The organism is Sphingomonas sp. R647 (genome assembly GCF_020177055.1).
Classification (GTDB): domain Bacteria; phylum Pseudomonadota; class Alphaproteobacteria; order Sphingomonadales; family Sphingomonadaceae; genus Sphingomonas.
The window spans coordinates 90,414-109,199 of sequence record NZ_JAIQXT010000008.1; the positions used below are offsets into that span (position 1 = coordinate 90,414).

Annotated in this window: 18 protein-coding genes; 16 read left to right on the forward strand and 2 right to left on the reverse strand. The window is 67.8% G+C overall.

Features of this window, described 5'->3' with window-relative positions:
* Positions 1 to 80 precede the first annotated feature (80 nt).
* The 6 genes from K9B35_RS18440 to K9B35_RS18465 all read left to right on the forward strand — a co-directional run bounded on the left by K9B35_RS18440 (position 81) and on the right by K9B35_RS18465 (position 7,976).
* Positions 81 to 986 (forward strand): D-alanine--D-alanine ligase, encoded by a 906-nt coding sequence (locus K9B35_RS18440; protein ID WP_412103491.1) that lies wholly within the window; start codon positions 81 to 83, stop codon positions 984 to 986.
* Positions 983 to 1,894: a cell division protein FtsQ/DivIB gene (locus tag K9B35_RS18445; protein WP_224923466.1), complete on the forward strand. Its 912-nt coding sequence runs from the start codon at positions 983 to 985 to the stop codon at positions 1,892 to 1,894. The genes K9B35_RS18440 and K9B35_RS18445 overlap by 4 nt, the downstream gene beginning before the upstream one ends.
* Before the next feature lie 3 nt (positions 1,895 to 1,897).
* Complete coding sequence (gene ftsA / locus K9B35_RS18450; protein ID WP_224923467.1) at positions 1,898 to 3,160, forward strand: cell division protein FtsA; 1,263 nt, start codon at positions 1,898 to 1,900, stop codon at positions 3,158 to 3,160.
* Positions 3,161 to 3,275: 115 nt separating this feature from the next.
* Positions 3,276 to 4,763, forward strand: a complete 1,488-nt coding sequence (ftsZ, locus tag K9B35_RS18455; RefSeq protein WP_224923468.1) for a cell division protein FtsZ — start codon at positions 3,276 to 3,278, stop codon at positions 4,761 to 4,763.
* Positions 4,764 to 4,933: 170 nt separating this feature from the next.
* Entirely contained in the window at positions 4,934 to 6,772 is a 1,839-nt protein-coding gene (locus K9B35_RS18460; RefSeq protein ID WP_224923469.1) for a tetratricopeptide repeat protein, read from the forward strand.
* Between the two features lie 40 nt (positions 6,773 to 6,812).
* Entirely contained in the window at positions 6,813 to 7,976 is a 1,164-nt protein-coding gene (locus K9B35_RS18465) for a deoxyguanosinetriphosphate triphosphohydrolase (protein ID WP_224923470.1), read from the forward strand.
* Between the two features lie 51 nt (positions 7,977 to 8,027).
* Here K9B35_RS18465 and K9B35_RS18470 read toward each other — a convergent pair whose 3' ends face one another.
* A complete protein-coding gene (locus tag K9B35_RS18470) occupies positions 8,028 to 8,303 on the reverse strand; it encodes a hypothetical protein (protein ID WP_224923471.1) in 276 nt (91 codons plus the stop codon).
* Positions 8,304 to 8,534: 231 nt separating this feature from the next.
* Between K9B35_RS18470 and K9B35_RS18475 the strand changes: the two genes are divergently transcribed.
* Both K9B35_RS18475 and K9B35_RS18480 read left to right on the forward strand, forming a co-directional pair.
* The gene (locus K9B35_RS18475; RefSeq protein WP_224923472.1) at positions 8,535 to 9,980 is read left to right on the forward strand and encodes a DUF1800 domain-containing protein; all 1,446 of its coding nucleotides are present in this window, start codon (positions 8,535 to 8,537) and stop codon (positions 9,978 to 9,980) included.
* A gap of 4 nt (positions 9,981 to 9,984) precedes the next feature.
* The gene (locus tag K9B35_RS18480) at positions 9,985 to 11,139 is read left to right on the forward strand and encodes a DUF1501 domain-containing protein (RefSeq protein ID WP_224923473.1); all 1,155 of its coding nucleotides are present in this window, start codon (positions 9,985 to 9,987) and stop codon (positions 11,137 to 11,139) included.
* Between the two features lie 3 nt (positions 11,140 to 11,142).
* Here K9B35_RS18480 and K9B35_RS18485 read toward each other — a convergent pair whose 3' ends face one another.
* A complete protein-coding gene (locus K9B35_RS18485; RefSeq protein WP_224923474.1) occupies positions 11,143 to 11,952 on the reverse strand; it encodes a class I SAM-dependent methyltransferase in 810 nt (269 codons plus the stop codon).
* A 76-nt stretch (positions 11,953 to 12,028) separates the two neighbouring features.
* Between K9B35_RS18485 and K9B35_RS18490 the strand changes: the two genes are divergently transcribed.
* The 8 genes from K9B35_RS18490 (at position 12,029) to K9B35_RS18525 (ending at position 18,752) form a co-directional block, all read left to right on the forward strand.
* Entirely contained in the window at positions 12,029 to 12,610 is a 582-nt protein-coding gene (locus tag K9B35_RS18490) for a VTT domain-containing protein (protein ID WP_224923475.1), read from the forward strand.
* A gap of 80 nt (positions 12,611 to 12,690) precedes the next feature.
* On the forward strand, positions 12,691 to 13,608 hold the full coding sequence (gene rarD, locus K9B35_RS18495; RefSeq protein ID WP_224923476.1) for an EamA family transporter RarD: 918 nt from the start codon (positions 12,691 to 12,693) through the stop codon (positions 13,606 to 13,608).
* 55 nt (positions 13,609 to 13,663) lie between these two features.
* Positions 13,664 to 15,391: an arginine--tRNA ligase gene (argS, locus tag K9B35_RS18500; RefSeq protein WP_224923477.1), complete on the forward strand. Its 1,728-nt coding sequence runs from the start codon at positions 13,664 to 13,666 to the stop codon at positions 15,389 to 15,391.
* Positions 15,392 to 16,102 (forward strand): SPOR domain-containing protein, encoded by a 711-nt coding sequence (locus K9B35_RS18505; RefSeq protein ID WP_224923478.1) that lies wholly within the window; start codon positions 15,392 to 15,394, stop codon positions 16,100 to 16,102.
* A gap of 53 nt (positions 16,103 to 16,155) precedes the next feature.
* Positions 16,156 to 17,157, forward strand: a complete 1,002-nt coding sequence (gene nagZ / locus K9B35_RS18510) for a beta-N-acetylhexosaminidase (RefSeq protein ID WP_224923479.1) — start codon at positions 16,156 to 16,158, stop codon at positions 17,155 to 17,157.
* Positions 17,154 to 17,885, forward strand: coding sequence for a segregation and condensation protein A (locus tag K9B35_RS18515; RefSeq protein ID WP_224923480.1), 732 nt, complete (start codon positions 17,154 to 17,156; stop codon positions 17,883 to 17,885). Before nagZ ends, K9B35_RS18515 begins: the two co-directional genes overlap by 4 nt.
* Positions 17,882 to 18,484 (forward strand): SMC-Scp complex subunit ScpB, encoded by a 603-nt coding sequence (gene scpB / locus K9B35_RS18520; RefSeq protein ID WP_224923481.1) that lies wholly within the window; start codon positions 17,882 to 17,884, stop codon positions 18,482 to 18,484. Before K9B35_RS18515 ends, scpB begins: the two co-directional genes overlap by 4 nt.
* A gap of 28 nt (positions 18,485 to 18,512) precedes the next feature.
* Positions 18,513 to 18,752, forward strand: a complete 240-nt coding sequence (locus K9B35_RS18525) for a twin-arginine translocase TatA/TatE family subunit (protein WP_224923482.1) — start codon at positions 18,513 to 18,515, stop codon at positions 18,750 to 18,752.
* Positions 18,753 to 18,786: the final 34 nt, after the last annotated feature.

An 18,786-nucleotide genomic window follows, 5' to 3' on the forward strand; every position in this document is an offset into this window, starting at 1 on the left:
CACGGACCGGGCTTCGACAAGCTCAGCCCAAACGGAGTTTTTGCGTGACTGTTATCACCCCCCTCCACGTCGCAGTCCTAATGGGTGGCTGGTCCGCCGAGCGGCCGGTGTCGCTGATGTCGGGCGCGGGGATATCGGAGGCGCTGGAGTCGCTGGGTCATCGCGTCACGCGGATCGATATGGATCGCGATGTTGCGGCGAAGCTGGCGGCGGCGAAGCCCGATGTCGTGTTCAATGCGCTGCACGGGACGCCCGGCGAAGACGGGACGGTGCAGGGGATGCTCGACCTGATGGGGCTGCGCTATACGCACTCTGGCATGGTCACGTCGGTGATCGCGATCGACAAGGTGCTGACCAAGCAGGCTTTGGTCCCGCATGGCATTCCGATGCCGGGCGGGCAGGTCGTATCGACCGCATCGCTGTACGAAGCCGATCCGATGCCGCGGCCCTATGTGCTCAAGCCCGTCAATGAGGGGTCTTCGGTGGGCGTGGCGATTGTCACGACCGAGGGCAATTACGGCAACCCGATTTCGCCCGAGGCCAAGGGGCCGTGGCAGGAATTCGACGAACTACTCGCCGAGCCATTCATTCGGGGGCGCGAGTTGACCACCGCGGTGCTGGGCGACACGGCGTTGCTGGTGACCGAGTTGAAGCCCAAGAGCGGGTTTTACGATTTCGACGCCAAGTATACCGACGGGATGACCGACCATATCTGTCCGGCGGAGATTCCGGATGAGATTGCGCAGGCGTGCAAGAAAATCGCGCTCGATGCGCATCGGCTATTGGGGTGCAGGGGTGCGTCGCGGTCGGACTTCCGCTGGGATGACGAACAGGGGCTGGACGGGCTGTTCCTGCTGGAGGTCAACACCCAGCCGGGGATGACGCCGCTGAGTCTGGTGCCGGAGCAGGCCAAGGCGATGGGCATGAGCTATCCGCAACTGGTTCAGGCGATCGTGGACGAAGCGTTTCGCGAGGAGGCCGGATGAGCCGCAAGCCGACGCCCAAACGCCCGACGGTCAAGCCCAAACGCCGCGCGCAATCGAAGCGCAAGCAGCCGCATTTGCTCGACCGGATGGTCGCGGCGATGCCGGTGAGCGAGGCGACGCTGCATCGGATCATTGCGTGGAGCATCACCGGCATCGCGGTTGCGTCGCTGATCGGCGTGGCGGTGCTGTTCGGGGTGCCCGGCGTGGTCGGCACGGCGGCGGCGGAAGTGGTCGGGCGGGCGGGCTTTCGCGTGCAGCAGGTCGAGGTGACCGGGATCAAGCGCGCCGACAAGATGACCGTGTATAACTACGCGCTGGACGAGAAGAGCCGCGCGATGCCGTTGGTTGATCTGGACGAGGTGCGCGCGCGGTTGATGACGATCGGCTGGGTCGCCGATGCGCGCGTGTCGCGTCGCCTGCCTGACACGCTGGTGGTCGATATCGTCGAGCGCAAGGCGGCGGCGGTGTGGCAGCATCAGGGGCAACTCATGCTGATCGATGCCGAGGGCGTGCTGCTGGAGCCGGTGTCGGCCGAGGCGATGCCCGATCTGCCGCTGGTGATCGGCGATGGCGCCTATGCGCAGCAGCCAGCGTACCAGAAATTGCTCGCGGCGGCGCCCGCGCTGCGCCCGCTGGTCAAGGCGGCGACATGGATCGGCAACCGCCGCTGGGACCTGTCCTTCAACACCGGCGAGCGGCTGGCGCTGCCCGAGGGGGAAGAGGCGGCGGCCAAGGCCTTGGTCAAGTTCGCCGAGCTCGACGGCGCGGATCGGTTGCTGGGGCGCGGGTACCTGCGCTTTGATCTGCGCGATCCGACGCGGCTGGTGGTGCGGATGCCGGGGCAGGTGATCCGCAAAGAGATTGAATCTGCGGCAGAAACTGCCAGTGTGAATGTGCAGGGGGAGTAAGACATGGCCAAGACCGCGCCCGAGGGACTGATTACCGCGCTCGATATCGGGTCGTCGAAAGTGTCGGCGCTGATCGCGCAAAAGGGCGATGGCGGCGAACTGGTCGTGCTCGGCACCGGCCAGCGCGAGAGCCGGGGCGTGCAGCGCGGCTATATCGCCGACATGGCCGCGACCGAAGTGGCGGTGCGCGAGGCCGTTGAGCAGGCGGAGCGGATCGCGGGCACGAACATCGAGGATGTCTGGGTCAGCTTCTCGGCTGGGGGGCTGGAGTCCAATATCCTGCGGCTCGAGGTCGATCTGGGCGGGCATCGCGTCGAGCAATCGGACATCGATGATCTGCTGCGCGCCGGGCGTGAGGCGATCAATCCGGGCGGGCGCATGGTGCTGCACGCACAGCCGACGCGCTACACGCTCGATGGTCTGGCGGGCGTCAAGCAGCCGCGCGGGCTGCATGCCGAGCGGCTGGGTGTGGACATCCATGTCGTGTCGACCGAGGGCGCGCCGGTGCGCAACCTCGATCTGTGCGTCCGTTCGGCGCATCTGGAGGTGCGGTCGATCATCGCCGCGCCGGTCGCGACGGGGCTGGCTTGCCTGTCCGAGGAGGAGCGCGAGCTGGGCGTGGCACTGGTCGAGATCGGCGCGGGCGTGACCAATGTTTCGGTCTACAAGGACGGCGTGCTGACCGGCCTGTCGTCAATCCAGCAGGGGTCGGCGGACATCACCGACGATATCGCCAGCGCGTTCGGGACGCGGCGCGGGCAGGCCGAGCGGATGAAGTGCTTTTATGGCAGCGCCAACATGACGCCGCGCGACAATCACGACATGATCGACATCGCGCCTGCAAGCCTCGAGGAAGAGGGCGAGGGTGCGCGGATCACGCGGGCGCAGCTGATCGCGGTGATCCGCCTGCGGCTCGACCGGTTGATGGCGGAAATCGCCAAGGAGCTGACGCGGCTGAATTTCGAGGACCCGGTGGGGCGGCAGATCGTGCTGACCGGCGGCGGCGCCGAGCTGAAGGGCGTGGCGGATTATGCGCAGCAGGCGCTGGGCCGATCGGTCCGGGTCGGGCGTCCGCGCGGCCTGACCGCGCTGCCTGAGGCGCATGCGGGGCCGGCGTTTGCGACGCTGGCGGGGCTGGCGACCTTTGCCGCGGCTGACCCGGTCGACCTGCGCAATCTGGAGCCGTCGCGCGGCCAATTGGTGATCCGGAGCAATCCGAAGGCGATGTTGCAGCGGATGATGGCCGCGTTTCGGGCCAATTATTGACATTTCATGTCAGCGGCGGCGGATAACGCTGGAACGGCACCGCCGCATGGTGCAGAAACAGGGGTTAGACGGGGGTAGCTTAAAACCGGCGCGACCCCGAGGAGACTGAACGACAATGAGCATCGATTTCCTTCCGCCCGACCTGGACGAACTGACGCCGCGCATCACGGTGATCGGCGTAGGCGGCGCGGGCGGCAACGCGATCGCGAACATGATCCGCGCCGAGGTGCAGGGGGTCGAGTTCCTGGTGGCGAACACCGACGCGCAGGCACTGAAGCAGTCGAGCGCCAGCCATCGCATCCAGCTGGGCGCGAAGATCACGCAAGGGTTGGGCGCAGGTAGCCGGCCCGAGATCGGCCGCGCCGCAGCCGAAGAGACGATCGAGCATGTGCAGGAAGCGCTGAAGGGCGCACATATGTGCTTCATCGCGGCCGGCATGGGTGGCGGCACCGGCACGGGCGCTGCGCCGGTGATCGCCAAGGCCGCGCGCGACATGGGCATCCTGACCGTCGGCGTCGTGACCAAGCCGTTCGCGTTCGAAGGCAAGAAGCGCGCATTGTCGGCGGAAGCGGGCATCGAAGAGCTGCAGAAGTTCGTCGACACGCTGATCGTCATTCCGAACCAGAACCTGTTCCTGGTCGCCAACGCCAACACGACGTTCAAGGAAGCGTTCGAGATGGCGGACGAGGTGCTGCAGCAGGGCGTGCGCGGCATCACCGACCTGATGGTCATGCCGGGCCTGATCAACCTCGACTTTGCCGACGTCCGCGCCGTGATGAGCGAGATGGGCAAGGCGATGATGGGCACCGGCGAGTCGAGCGGCGACAACCGCGCGATCGAGGCGGCCCAGCAGGCGATCGCCAACCCGCTGCTCGACGGCGTGTCGCTGGATGGTGCAAAGGGCGTCATCGTGTCGATCACCGGCGGCGAGGACATGCGCCTGCTCGAAGTCGACGAAGCCGCGAACCATATCCGCGAGCTGGTCGACGACAATGCCAACATCATCTGGGGTTCGGCGTTCAACCCCGACCTGGAAGGCAAGATTCGCGTGTCGGTCGTCGCGACGGGCATCGAGGCGGATGCATCGGCCAAGCCCGCCGCACCCGCCGCGCCCGAGGCCAGCCGCAGCTTCTCGTTCGGCACCGTGCGCCGCCCGCTGGGTGCTGCCGCTCCGGCGGCTGAGGCCCCTGCCGCTGCGCCCGAGCCCGAGGCAGTTGCAGAGCCCGTGGCGCCTGCGCCCGCGCCGGTCGTGTTCGACGACACCGCGCCAGTCGCACGTGACGAGGACGAACTGACGCTGGAAGCGCCCGACGCGCTGCCGGCCGACACTGCGGACGAGCTGGTGCTCGGTTCCGACGCGATGGTGCCCGAAGCACCCGCCGCGCAGGAGCCGCCGCGCGAGCCGACGATCCGTCGCCGCTGGCTGACCGGTGGCGACGAGGAAGAGGTTGCGGCACCCGCCCCGGCTCCGGTCGAAGCGCCCAAGAAGACCGGCGGCACGCTGTTCGAGCGGATGGCGGCGGCGCGCGGCGGTTCGAAGGACGATGACGACAAGGATCCGCTGGACATTCCGCGTTTCCTCAACCGTCAGAACAACCAGTAATCCCGACGGGCTCCGCGCGTGATGCGTGCGGAGCCCCCGGCATCCTGTCGCGGTTGCGCGTCGGCCCATCGCCAGCGTGTCGCGATGACAGCAGATATTCAGACCCTCGATGGTGTAGCCTGCGGACTCCCATGACACGCGCAGCCCGATCCATCCGCCTTTCCTTGCTTTTGAGCGCCGCGCTGGCCGTGGTCGCCCCGGCTGTTGCGCCAAATGCGGTTGCGCAGGAAATCGCGCCGCCACCCACGCCCAATGCCGACCGGCTGGCCGAGCAGATGCGCATCCTCGCCACCGATCCGCGCAACGTCCCCGCATTGCTTGCGGCGGGCGAGCTGAGCGCGCGGCTCAACGATCCGTCGGCTGCGGCGGGGTTCTTCGCGCGTGCGCAGGCGCTGGCGCCGGGCAATCCGCGCGTTGCGGCGGGGCAGGCGATGGTGATGGTGCGGTCCGAGCGGCCGGGCGAGGCGCTGCGGCTGTTTGCGCTGGCCGAGCGCGGCGGGGTGGCGATGGAGCCCTATGCCTCCGATCGCGGGCTCGCCTATGACCTGATCGGGGCGCAGCCGCATGCGCAGCGCGAGCATCGGATTGCGATGGCGCGCGGCGCCGATGACGAGACGGTCCGCCGCTTTGCCTATTCGCTGGGGATCAGCGGGCGCACCGATGAGGCGATGAAGATCCTCGACCCGCTGCTCCGCCGCAGTGATCGTGCAGCGTGGCGCGCGCGCGCGTTCATCCTGGCGATGAACGGCGATGCCGCAGGAGCCGATCGCATCGCGGCAACGATGATGGGCGGCGTGGGGACTGCGCTCGCGCCGTTCTTTCGCCGCTTGCCGAGCCTGACCCCGGCCGACAAGGCGTTTGCGGTGCATTTCGGCGAGCTGCGGCGCACCCCGTCGCGGGTCGCGGATGCGCAGGTTGCGCCGCCCTTGCCCTTTATCGCGCCCGAGCGGGTGGCCGCTGCGCCGCCGCCGCCGCGCGTGCCCGAGGCAGCATCGACGCCCGCGCGCCCGGAACGGCGGGTGAGTGCGCGCGAGCGGCGGGCGCAGGAAGCAGCGGCTGCACGTCAGGCGGCTGCGGATGCCGAAGCAAAGCGGCTGGCCGATGCGCGGGCGGCGCAGGAGGCGGAGACGCAGCGCCGCGCCGAAGCGGCCCGGCTCGCCGAGCAGCAAAGGCTGGAGATGGAGCGCGTCGCGCAGGCGCAGCGCGACGCCGAAGCGCGGCGGGTCGCCGAGGCGGAACGTGCGGCGCTGGCGCAGCGAGAGGCGGATGCCCGCGCGGCGCAGGAGCGCGCGGTGCGCGAGGCGGAGGCGCGGCGGGCTGCCGAAGCGGCAACGGCGTCGGTTGTTACCCCGCCGCCCGCAACTGCACCGGTCGAGGTTGCGCGTGCGCCTGAACCTGCACCTGCACCCCAGCCGGCACCGCGTCCGGCAGCGCCGCGCGTGGGCGCGGAGGATAGTGTGATCGCGCGGATCATGGCCGGGATCACGATTCCTGCCGCCGAGTTGGGCGTCGATCCGATGCCCGGTCGCGCGCCGGAGCCGGAAGCTGCGCCTGCCCCCGCACCCGCGCCCGCTCCGGTGGCCGAGGCGGCGAAGCCGAAGCCCGAGCCTGTGGCCAAGCCGGCAGCCAAGCCCGTGGTAACGGCGAAAGCGGATCCCAAGGCCAAGATCGACCCGAAGGCCAAAACTGACCCGAAGGCAAAGGCCAAGCCCAAGATCGACCCCGCCAAGGCTGAGCCCGCGCGCCATTGGGCGCAGGTTGCGGGTGGAGCGGACGTCAAGGCGCTGCCCAAGGCGTGGAAGGCGATCGTCGCCGATGCGCCCGCCGAGTTCCGCGGGAAGCAGGCGTGGACGACGCCGTTGCGCTTTACCAATCGGTTGCTGGTCGGGCCGTTCAAGACGCCGGCGGCCGCGCAGGATTTCGTCAACGCGATCCGGAAGAAGGGCGTGTCGGCCTTTGCCTGGAGCAGCGAAGCGGGACAGAAGATCGAGAAGCTGCCGGTAAATTGATCTATGCGGGCGCCATGTCGATTCGCCTGACGTTCGCCGCATGACCCTCGCCCGCTATGCCAGCGATCCCGCGCGCAGCCGTGGGCGGTTGTTTGACGAGGGGAAGGGGACCGCGCGCGGGCCGCGCGACGCGTTTCAGCGTGACCGCGACCGCATCGTCCATTCGATCAGCTTCCGCCGCCTGCGCCACAAGACGCAGGTGTTCATGGCGCCCGATGGCGACCATTTTCGCGTGCGGCTGACCCACAGTCTGGAGGTCGCACAGATCGGGCGGACGGTCGCGCGGACTTTGGGGCTGAACGAGGATCTGACCGAGGCGCTGTGCCTGGCGCATGATATCGGCCACCCGCCGTTCGGCCATGCCGGCGAGCGGGCACTGGAAGAGGCGCTGAGCGGGCGGGGCGGGTTCGACCATAATGGCAACACGCTGCGTGCGTTGATGGTGGTCGATTGCCCTTATCCCGGGTGGGACGGGCTGAACCTGAGCTGGGAGACGCTGGAAGGGCTGGCCAAGCATAATGGGCCGGTGACGGAGCCGGGCTGGGCGCTGACGGCGGCGGACGCAGCGTTTCCGCTGGAGCTTACGCAGCACAGCTCGCTGGAGGCGCAGGTCGCGGCGATCGCCGACGACATCGCCTATGACAATCACGATATCGACGATGGGCTGCGCGCGGGGCTGCTGACGCTGGATCAGCTTCTGGAAGTGCCGCTGGTCGCGCGGGGTTGGGACGCGGTGCGCGCGCGGTTCCCGGATGGCTCGCCGAAGCGGCTGATGCGCGAGCTGGTCCGGGCGCAAATCGGGGTGATGGTCAACGACCTGCTCGACGAGACGCGGCGGCGGATCGTCGAGGCGGGCATCGAGACGGCGGCAGATGTGCGCGCGGCGGGGCGGGCACTGTGCGGCTTTTCCGATGCGATGCGCGAGGAGGAGCGGGCGCTCAAGCGCTTCATGTACGCCAATCTCTATCACCATCCGCACCAGCTGGCGGCGGCGGAGATGGCGCATGGCGTGATTGCTGGGCTGTATGCGGCCTATGCCGCGGACCCGGTGCTGATGCCCGAGGACTGGCGCGAGACGCTGCCGAGCGAAGAGCCGTGGCGCAGTCGGCATATCGCCGATTTCATCGCGGGGATGACCGACCGCTACGCGATTTCGCGCTATCGCGAGGTGGTGGGCAAGATCGAGTTGCCGGAGGGGTTTTAGGCGACCCTATTCCTCCCCCGAGCATGCTCAGGGGAGGAATGAGTGGCTCGCTTAGCGCGAAGCCGTCTGGACGGTCGGCGCGAGCGGCTTGGCGATGCGGAACGACACCGGGGTGCCGCCGACGCGGCCGGTGACCTGCTTGCCGCGCACGACCAACGTGTAGGCCGAGCCGCCGGGGAATGCCTTGCCTTCGAGCACGGTGGCGTCGCCGTCGCGCTTGCTGGTGTAGACATAGGTGACGCCGTCGCGCTTGAAGCTGCGCTCGCCGGCAGTTGCGGCGACCGGGAGGCTGAGGAGGACGGCGGCGCTGATGAAGGTCTTGATCACGATCTTTCTCCCTTGAAGATTTGAAGGGCCAGATCGGCATCCAATATTGTTCTGTTCTTGCCCCCATTGATATGCTGCGCCGCAGCAATGCCAAGCGCGAAGGATGCAAGTGCGATTGCGCGGGACGCATCGGGGACGAACCGCATGCTCGGCGCGACGAACCGCGCCGCTGGCACAGATTTGCGACAAAGCGGGCGTAGCGTTCGATGGTCACTCTTCGGGATATTGCCCATGTCGGACGCGAGCATTGCCCTTAACCGGTTCGGATTAGGCGGAAGGGCGGATGCATCCGCACCCGCCGATCCGCGCCGTGCGCTGATCGACCAGATGGCGCGGTTCGATGTGCGGCCCGGTGCGATTGCGGCGCTTCCCGCCACGCCGGTGATCGCCGCCGCAGTCGCCGACTATCTGGAAGAGCTGCGGATGGTGCAGCGCGACCTGCGGCAGGAGCGCCGCGCGGGCGATGCCATGCCGGAGGGCGAGGCTGCAGACCCCGCGCGACAGGTCCGTCAGGCGGGACGGCAGCAGGGGCGCGATTTCTACATGACCGCCGCCGGCGCGCGCGCGCAGGTGGCGGTGGCGAGCGATACGCCGTTCGTCGAGCGGCTGGTGCATTTCTGGTCGAACCACTTTGCCGTGTCGGCGGACAAGCAGACCATGGTGGGTCTGGCCGGCGCGTTCGAGTTCGACGCGATCCGACCGCATGTGCTGGGCAATTTCCGCGACATGCTGCACGCGGTCGAGCGGCATCCGGCGATGCTGCTGTATCTGGATCAGGCGCAGTCGGTCGGGCCGGGCAGCGTTGCGGGGCAGGCGGCCGCACGGCGTGGCGGGCCGCAGCGGGTGGGCCTCAACGAAAATCTGGCGCGCGAGATATTGGAGTTGCACACGCTGGGCGTGCGGACTGGCTATACGCAGGCGGACGTTACCGAATTTGCCCGCGCCATGACCGGGTGGAGCGTTGCGGGGATTACGCGTGGCCCCGCTGCGCGCTTTGCGGGGCTTGAAGGCAAGCCTGGCAGCTTTGTCTTTGCCGGGCGGATCCACGAGCCGGGGTCGCGCACGATCATGGGCAAAAGCTATGCCCAGCAGGGCGAGCGGCAGGCGGCGGCGGTGCTCGACGACCTTGCCGTGCATCAGGCTACGGCGAAGCATCTCGCGACCAAGCTGGCGCGGCATTTTGCGGGGGATGAGCCGCCCGCGTCCTTGGTCGGCAAGCTGGAGGCGGCATTCCTGAAATCGGGCGGCGACCTGCCGACCGTGTATCGCGTGCTGATCGAGGCGCCCGAGGCGTGGGTGGCACAACCGGTCAAGTTTCGCACGCCGTGGGAATGGTCGATCGCGGCGATGCGCGCGCTGGGTACGCGCGAGATTCCGGGTGAGGCGGTGCTGGGGCTGATGAACCAGCTCGGCCAGCCGGTGTGGCGGCCGGGATCGCCCGCCGGGTTCGACGATATCGCGGCGAGCTGGGCCGGGCCGGACGCGGTGATGCGCCGGGTCGAGGCGGCGGAGCGGATGGCGGCGCGCACCCGCGATACGATCGATGCGCGGGCGCGGGCGGCGGTGCTGTTCCCCGGTGCGCTCAGTGCCACGACCAGCCAGGCCATCGCACGTGCCGAAAGCGCGTCACAGGGCGTCGCGCTGATGCTCGTCGCCCCCGAATTCATGCGGAGATAATGTGATGATCAACCGCCGCAATCTTGTCCTGACCGGCGCTGCGGGCGCGCTCTCGCTGGGCTTTGCGCCCCGCCTCGCCTTTGCGCAGGCGGCGAGCGACCGCCGCTTCGTGTTCATTATCCAGCGCGGGGCGGCCGATGGGCTTGGCACGCTCGCGCCGGTCGGCGATCCGGCGTTTGCCGCGCAGCGCGGGGTGCTGGCGCAGGATTTCGCCGATGCGGCGAAGCTGGACGCGATGTTCGCGCTGCATCCCAACCTCAAGAACGTCGCGCAGATGTATGCGGCGAAGGAGGCGATGTTCGTCCACGCCGTTGCCTCGCCCTATCGCGACCGATCGCATTTCGACGCGCAGAATGTGCTCGAGACGGGTGGGAACGCCGCCTATCAGCTCAAGGACGGGTGGATGAACCGGCTGCTTGCCGTGCTACCGGCCGACGAGCGCAAGGGCATTGCGGTTGCCGCTACGATCCCGATGGCGTTGCGTGGCAAGGTTGAGGTCGCGTCCTACGCGCCATCGGCGCTGCCTGATGCGTCCGACGATCTGTTGGGGCGCGTGGCGACGCTGTATGCGGAGGATCCGCAGCTGCACGCGATCTGGGAACAGGCGACGGCGACGCGGACGCTGACCGGCGATCTGGCGGCGAATAATGGCCGCAATGCTGCCGCGACGGGTGCGCTCGCAGCGCGGCTGCTGGCGGCGGAGAATGGCGCGCGGATTGCGATGATCGAGACGGGCGGCTGGGACACCCATGCCGGGCAGCGTGGACGGCTGGGCGCGCAACTCAACGGCCTCGACCAGATGATTGCGGCGCTGAAGACCGGCCTCGGGCCGCTCTGGGGCAAGACGATGGTGCTGGTTGCGACCGAGTTCGGGCGGACGGTGAAGGTCAATGGCACGCAGGGCACCGATCATGGCACCGGATCGGTCGCGTGGCTGCTGGGTGGTGCGGTCAAGGGCGGGCGCGTCGTCGCCGACTGGCCGGGGTTGAGCGATGCGGCGCTGTATGAGGGCCGCGACCTGCGCCCGACGGCAGGGCTGGACGCGGTTATCGGTAGCGCGGCGGCGGCGCATTTCGGGGTCGATCCGGCACGGGCGATGCCGGCGCTGTTCCCGGGGCAGAAGAGCGCGCGGATGCTGGACGGATTGGTGCGGGTCTGACGCTTACCCCGCCTTCCGCGCCATCCCCACCAGCGCGGTCGAGGTGATCCCTTCGGCGGGCAGGTCGGCGGCGAGGGCGGCGGCTTCTTCGGCGAAGGCGGTGCGTTGGGCGTCGTCGAGCATCTGCCACACCGGCGACCAGCCATAGGCGAGCTTGGCGTGTTCGCGGAACCACTCGACCGGTGGGGCGGGCCAGGCGTAGCTGACGCGGTGGACCGCTGCGGGCTGTAAGCCGGCCTCAACAAAGGCGGCATCGAGCAGTTCGGGGGTGTTGAACAGCCGCGCCATCGGCAGCGGTACCGGCTGGTCGGGGAACATGCGCTGGGCAGCCTGAGCAAAGAGCTGGGCCGGGCCGGCACCGCCGGCATTTTCCCATACCGCTACAACCGCCAGCCCATCGGGGCGCAGCACGCGCGCCATTTCGGCGAAGCCCGCAGCGGGATCCGGGAACATGAACACGCCGAAGATCGAGAAGGCGGCGTCGAAGCTGTGAGCGGGGAAGTCAAGCCGCTGGCCGTCCATCACCAGCGCGCGCTCGCCGGGGCTGATGTCCGCAGCGCGGGCCTGCGCGATCTCGACCATGCCGGGCGAGAAGTCGATGCCGATCGCGTCCGCGCCGTCGCGCAGCGCCGCCACCAGCAAGGCGCCAGCGCCGGTTGCGACATCGAGCGCGCGCGCGCCGCTGGGTAGCGCGGCCAGCTCCCACGCCGCTTGCGCATAGCGGCCGGTCATCCGGTCGGCTTCATTGGCATAGTTTGTGGAGACCGAATCCCAATGGGCGGGATCGTGGATGGCGGGAGCTTTGGCGGACATGACATTCCCATAATGATATAATGTTACATACGTCAATAGCTTGCTTGGTGCGCCATTTGATCGCACCGATCATGATATGGGCTATGTCACGCTTTTTCTGCTCGCGTTCGGGGTCAATCTGCTGCCCGCATTCGGGCCGCCGACCTGGTCGATCATCGTGCTGTACGGGATCAATGGCGATCAGCCGCTCTGGGCGCTGGTGCTGATCGGTGCGGTCGGCGCGGCGTTGGGGCGGCTGGTGCTGGCGGTCGGGGCGCGGCATTTCGGAAAGTGGTTGCCGCAGCGGATGCAGCGCAACATCGCCGCGGCGCGGACGGCGGTGGAGCGGCGCAAGCATAATGTGCTGATCCTGCTGGCGCTGTTCGTCATCTCGCCCTTGCCGTCGGCGCAACTGTTCATGGCAGTTGGGCTGGCGCGGGTGCCACTGCTTGGCTTTACCGCGGCCTTTTTCACCGGACGGCTGTTTACCTACGCATTCTACGGCTGGACCGCGCGCAAGGTGCGTGAGACGGATTTCGGCGAGGTGATGTTTGCCAACTTGACCAGCGCGTGGGGGATCGCGTTGCAGGTGGCGATGCTGGGCCTGCTGGTCGCACTGGTGAGCATCGATTGGGCGCGGTGGCTGAAGGTCGATCGCGACGACGCGCCCAAGGACTGAAGCGGCACCGTCGCGCCCGAAACCAAATCTTTCCCGCCGCGTGGCTTTCGGCGGTGCAGCATAAACCCTATCTGGCGCAGATGGCCCGGTCCGATCCGCCCCCAGCGCCCGAGCGCATCGACCGCGCGGGGCTGGTCCAGGCGCTGGGTGCCTATGGCATCTGGGGCGTGCTGCCGATTTTCTTCTTTGCGCTGAAGGGGGTTGGCGCGGGCGAAGTGGTTGCGGGGCGCGTGCTGTGGTCGCTCGGGCTGCTCGCCATCGTCATCCTTGCGCTTGGCCGGACGTCGGCGATCATCGCGGCATTGCGCAACCGCCGCGCGATGCTGTTGCTGAGCGCCAGCGCGGCGCTGATTTCGGTCAACTGGCTGGTCTATATCTGGGCGGTGCAGAACCAGCATGTGCTGGAAGGCAGCCTGGGGTATTTCCTCAATCCGCTGGTCAATGTGCTGCTGGGCGTCGTGCTGCTGCGCGAGAAGCTCGGGCGGGCGCAGATGGTTGCGGTCGGGTTGGCCGGGATCGGTGTCGCGGTGCTGGCGGTGGGTGCGGGGCAGGGCATCTGGATCAGCCTGACGCTCGCTTTTTCGTTCGGCTTCTATGGGCTGGTGCGCAAGGTCGCGCCGGTTGGCGCGCTTGAGGGGCTGACGCTGGAGACCGCGATCCTCGCGCCGCTTGGCCTTGCCTATCTGTTCTGGTTGTCGACGCATGGCGGGCTGGAGTTCGGAAATGAGCCGGTCGCGACGACGTTGCTGGTGCTGTCGGGCGTGGTGACGGCGGTGCCGTTGCTGCTGTTCGCAGGGGCGGCGCGGCGGTTGCCCTATTCGACGTTGGGGCTGCTGCAATATCTCGCGCCGACGATGCAATTCGTGCTGGCGATCACCTATTTCGGGGAACTGGTGACGACGGCGCACCTGATTTGCTTTGCGCTGATCTGGACCGGCCTTGCCATTTATGCCGCGGACGGATTGCTCGCTGCACGGAGACGCCGCGTCATTGCGTGACGAACCGCGCGCGCTGCGCTAGAGGGTCCGCCTCCTGAAACCATCGGACCTGCACATGACGCTCTATCCCCGTTTCGCTGCCCATCTCGACGCCGCGCTGGATGCCCTGGTCGCATCCGGCGATCTCCCGGCTGGGCTGGAGCGACGCGCGGTGACGGTGGAGCCGCCGCGCGACGTGACGCATGGCGACCTGGCGACCAACGCCGCGATGGTGCTGGCCAAGCCGGCGGGCAGCAATCCGCGCGCGCTGGCGGAGAAGATCGCCGCCGAGCTGGAGAAGATCGACGCGGTGTCTTCGGTGTCGGTCGCCGGGCCGGGGTTCATCAATATGAGCCTGACCGACGGCACTTGGCGCGACGAGCTGGCGGCGATTCATACGGCGGGCGACGCCTATGGCCGGTCGCAGGGTGGCGCGGGCGTTACCGTGAACATCGAATATGTCTCCGCCAACCCGACCGGTCCCATGCATATGGGCCATTGCCGGGGCGCGGTGGTGGGCGATGCGCTCGCCAGCCTGCTCGAGGCGGTCGGGCATACGGTGATCCGCGAATATTATGTCAACGACGCGGGCGGGCAGGTCGATGTCCTCGCGCGGTCGGCACACCTGCGGTACCGCGAGGCGCTGGGCGAGACGATCGAGATCCCCGAGGGGCTGTATCCGGGCGAGTATCTAAAGCCCGTTGGCGAGCGGCTGGCGCGCGAGCATGGCGATGCGTTTGTCGGCCAGGACGAGAGCGAATGGCTGGCGCTGTTCCGCAAGGAAGCCGTCGCCGACATGCTGGTGATGATCCGCAGCGACCTCGCGTTGCTCGGCATCCACCACAATCTGTTCTCGTCCGAGGCCGAGTTGCAGGCTGCGGGTAAACCCGAAGAGGCCGAGGCGTGGCTGCGTGCGCGTGACCTGATCTATGACGGCGTGCTGGAAGCGCCCAAGGGCGAGCTGCCTGATGATTGGGAGCCGGTCGAGCTGCCGCTGTTCCGTTCGACCAAGTTCGGCGACGATCAGGACCGGCCGATCAAGAAATCGAACGGGCAATGGACCTATTTCGGCGCGGACATGGCGTATCATTTCCAGAAGGCGCAGAGCGCGGACCAGCTGATCGACATCTGGGGCGCGGACCACGCCGGCACGGTCAAGCGGATCGTTGCCGCCGTCACCGCGCTGACCGAGGGCAAGACGCGGTTCGACGTCAAGCTGGTGCAGATGGTGCGCCTGCTGCGCGCGGGCGAGCCGGTGAAGATGTCCAAGCGCTCAGGCAATTTCGTCACGCTGGCGGATGTGGTTCAGGAGGTGGGCAAGGACGTGGTCCGCTTCACGATGCTGACCCGCAAGGCCGATGCGCAGATGGATTTCGACTTCGCCAAGGTGGTCGAGGCGTCGAAAGACAATCCGGTTTTCTATGTCCAATACGCCCATGCGCGGGTCGCTTCGCTGCATCGGCGCGCGGCGGACGCGGGGCTGGACCTGTCGGGCGACGCTGACCTGTCCCTGCTTGATACACGCGAACTGGCGCTGGTGAAGCTCGCAGCACAGTATCCGCGCGTGGTCGAGGGTGCGGCGGCGGCGCGTGAGCCGCATCGGATTGCCTTTTATCTCTATGACTTGGCCGCCGAGTTCCACGCGTGGTGGAATATGGGCAATGACGATCCGTCGCGCCGCTTCATCCTGCCCGACAATGTGCCGCTGACCCGCGCGCGCCTTTCCCTTGCCGACGCGATCGGGCAGGTTGTGCGCAACGGCCTCAACATCATGGGGGTCGAGGCCGTTCAGGAGCTGAGCTGAATGAACGCGGGTGAGGACTATAATGACGACCGGCTGCCCTGGCTGGAGACGGTCGAGGATGATTATCGCGAGGGGCCTTCGGCGCTGCGCATCATCCTGCTGGTGCTGGTCGGGCTGGCGATCATCGCCGCCGCGCTGTTTGGCTGGTGGTGGTATCAGCGCACGGTGACGGGCGAGGGCACCGGCGCGCTGATCAACGCGCAGGAAGGCAGCTACAAGGTCAAGCCCGACGAACCCGGCGGGATGAAGGTCGAGGGCGAGGGCGACACCGTCTTTGCCGCGAGCGAGGGGGCTACCACCAACGGGTCGGTCGATGTCTCGGCGGTGCCGGAGACCCCGGTCGACGGCAAGGCTGCGCCCAAGGCGCGCCTGGCCCCGGTCAAGGGCGCGAGCCGCGTTGTCGCGCCGATCCAGAGCGGGTCAGTGCCCAAGGCTGCTGCACCGACGCAGGCTGCGCCCGGGCCGTCGGCGGGCAGCGCGACGATCCAGCTCGGCTCTTTCCCCAGTGAGGCGGAAGCGAATGTGGCGTGGACGCGGTTGGCGAAACGGTTTTCCTATCTCGCGCCGCTGGGCAAGGGGATCGCCAAGGCGGATGTGAACGGCAAGACGTTCTACCGGCTGCGGGTGAATGCGGGAAGCAACGGGCAGGCGCGCGAGCTGTGCGGCAAGCTGAAGGCTGCGGGGGAGGCGTGTTTCCTGGCGGGGGGATGATTTTTTAGGGCGCGCCTCTGGAATCTTGGTCTCGCCCCTGTTCTAACCGCGCCATGAAGCCTGTCATTTTCGGCCTGTCCGGCCCTGTCCTTACCGCCGATGAAGCCGCGTTTTTCCGCGACGCGGATCCGCTTGGCTATATCCTGTTCGGGCGCAACTGCGTCGATCGGGCGCAGATGCGCGCGCTGACCGATAGTTTGCGCGACGTGTCGGGGCGCGACGATGTGCCGATCCTGATCGATCAGGAGGGCGGGCGCGTCGCGCGGATGGCGCCGCCGGAATGGCCGGCCTTTCCAGCAGGGCCCGCGTTCGACGCGCTGTATGAGGTCGCGCCGTCTTCGGCGATCGAGGCGGCGCGGGTGAACGGGCAGGCGCTGGCGCTGATGCTGGCCGAGGTCGGGGTCAATGTGAACTGCGCGCCGTTGCTCGACGTGCGTATGCCGGAGACGACGCCGGCGGTGGGCGGGCGTACGTTTGGCAGCGACCCGATGCGGGTTGCGGCGCTGGGTCGCGCGATGCTCGACGGGATGGCGAAGGGCGGCGTGGTCGGCGTGGTCAAGCATATGCCGGGGCATGGGCGCGGCGTGGTCGACAGCCATTATGAGCTGCCGGTGGTCGATGCCGCTGATGCGGCGCTTGAGCGGGATATCGAGCCGTTCCGCACGCTCAAGGACGCGCCGATGGCGATGACGTGCCATGTCGTATTCAAGGCGTGGGACGCCGAGCATCCCGCGACGCTGTCGCCGACCGTGATCCGCGACGTGATCCGCGGGCGGATCGGGTTCGACGGCCTGCTGATGACCGACGATATCGACATGAAGGCGCTGACCGGCACGGCGGGCGACAAGGCGGCGCAGGCGATTGCGGCGGGGTGCGACGTCGTGCTCGATTGCTGGGCGCGGATGGGTGAGATGGAAGAGATTGTCGGGCGGCTCAGCGATGCGCCGCCGGTGACGCTGGCGCGGCTGGAGCGGGCGATGGCGAGCGTGCGGCCCGAGGCGGGCGAGATCGACGCGTTGGTCGCCAAGCGGGAGGCGTTGCTGGCGCTGGCATGACCGATCCCGCGCCCCTCACCATCGACATCGACGGCTGGGAAGGGCCGCTCGACCTGTTGCTGGCGCTGGCGCGGAGCCAGAAGGTCGATCTGCGCCAGCTGTCGATCCTGCAGCTGGTCGACCAGTATCTGACCTATGTGAACGAGGCGCGCGAGCTGCGGCTGGAGCTTGCGGCCGATTATCTCGTGATGGCGGCGTGGCTGGCCTATCTCAAATCCGCGCTGTTGCTGCCGCGCGATCCTGAGATCGAGCCGAGCCCCGAGGAAATGGCGTTGCGGCTGCAATTGCGGCTGGAGCGGCTGGCGGCGATGCGGGAGGCAGGGGCGCGGCTGGTGGCGCGGGACCGGCTCGGGCGTGACGTGTTCACGCGCGGTGCGCCGGAGGGGCTGAAGACCGTGCGCAAATCGCGCTGGCAGGCCGAAATCTACGATCTGATCGCCGCCTATGGCCAGATTAGCGCGCGCACGCGGCCGGTGATGCACATCGTCGCGGTGCGGCCGGTGATGACGCTGGAGGATGCGATCCACCGCGTGTCCGAGCTGATCGGGCAGCGGATCGAGTGGAGTACGATCGAGAGCTTCCTGCCCGAGGATGCCAGCGGTTCGTATCGCAAGTCGGCGCTGGCCAGCTCGTTCGTCGCGGCGTTGGAGCTGGCCAAGCAGGGACGGGTCGAGATCCGGCAGAAATCCGCCTTTGCCCCGCTGTATCTGCGGGGGATCGAGGCATGACGCCGCCGGATGAGACGATGCGCGCGGTGGAGGCGGTGCTGTTTGCGGCCGAACAGCCGCTGACGCTGGCCGACCTGCGGGCCTATGTCGGGGATGAAGCGGATATCGTGGCTGCGCTGGCGGCACTTTCCGAAACATACACCGGGCGCGGCATTGAATTGGTCGAGCGCGGCGGGCGGTGGCATTTCCAGACCGCGCCGGACCTTGCCAATTTCCTGCGCCGCGATCGCGAGGACAGCCGCAAGCTGAGCCGCGCGGGGATCGAGACGCTGGCGATCATCGCCTATCACGAGCCGGTGACGCGCGCCGAGATCGAAGCGATTCGCGGGGTGCAGATCAGCAAGGGAACACTCGACGTGCTGATGGAGGCGGGGTGGATCCGGCCCGCGGGGCGGCGTGAGGTGCCGGGCCGGCCGCTGATGTATGCGACCACGCCCGAGTTCCTCAGCCATTTCGGGCTAGCGAGCCGCCGCGACCTGCCCGGAATCGACGATCTTCGCGCCGCCGGGCTGCTCGATCCGGTCGATTTGGCGTTTGAAGCCGCACATTCCGAAGCCGGTGGCGGGGAAGCGGTAGAAACCCCGGACGAAGACGACTAGATAGGCGCAGAATCAACGGAGAGTTCCGATGGGTAGCATGAGTCTGGTGCACTGGCTGATCGTCGGTGTCCTCGTAATACTTCTGTTCGGAGGCAGCCGCTTCTCGAACATGATGGGTGACGTCGCCAAGGGCATCAAGCAGTTCAAGAAGGGCATGGCCGAGGACGACGAAACGGCCGCCAAGCCCGCTGAGATCGAGGCGAAGCGCGTCGTCGATCCGCAGCCGCAGGCGCAGACCGAAGCGCGTCCGGCGCAGGAAGAGCGCTGATATTTCCGCTGCGGCGCTTTGCCGCAGCCTTGCG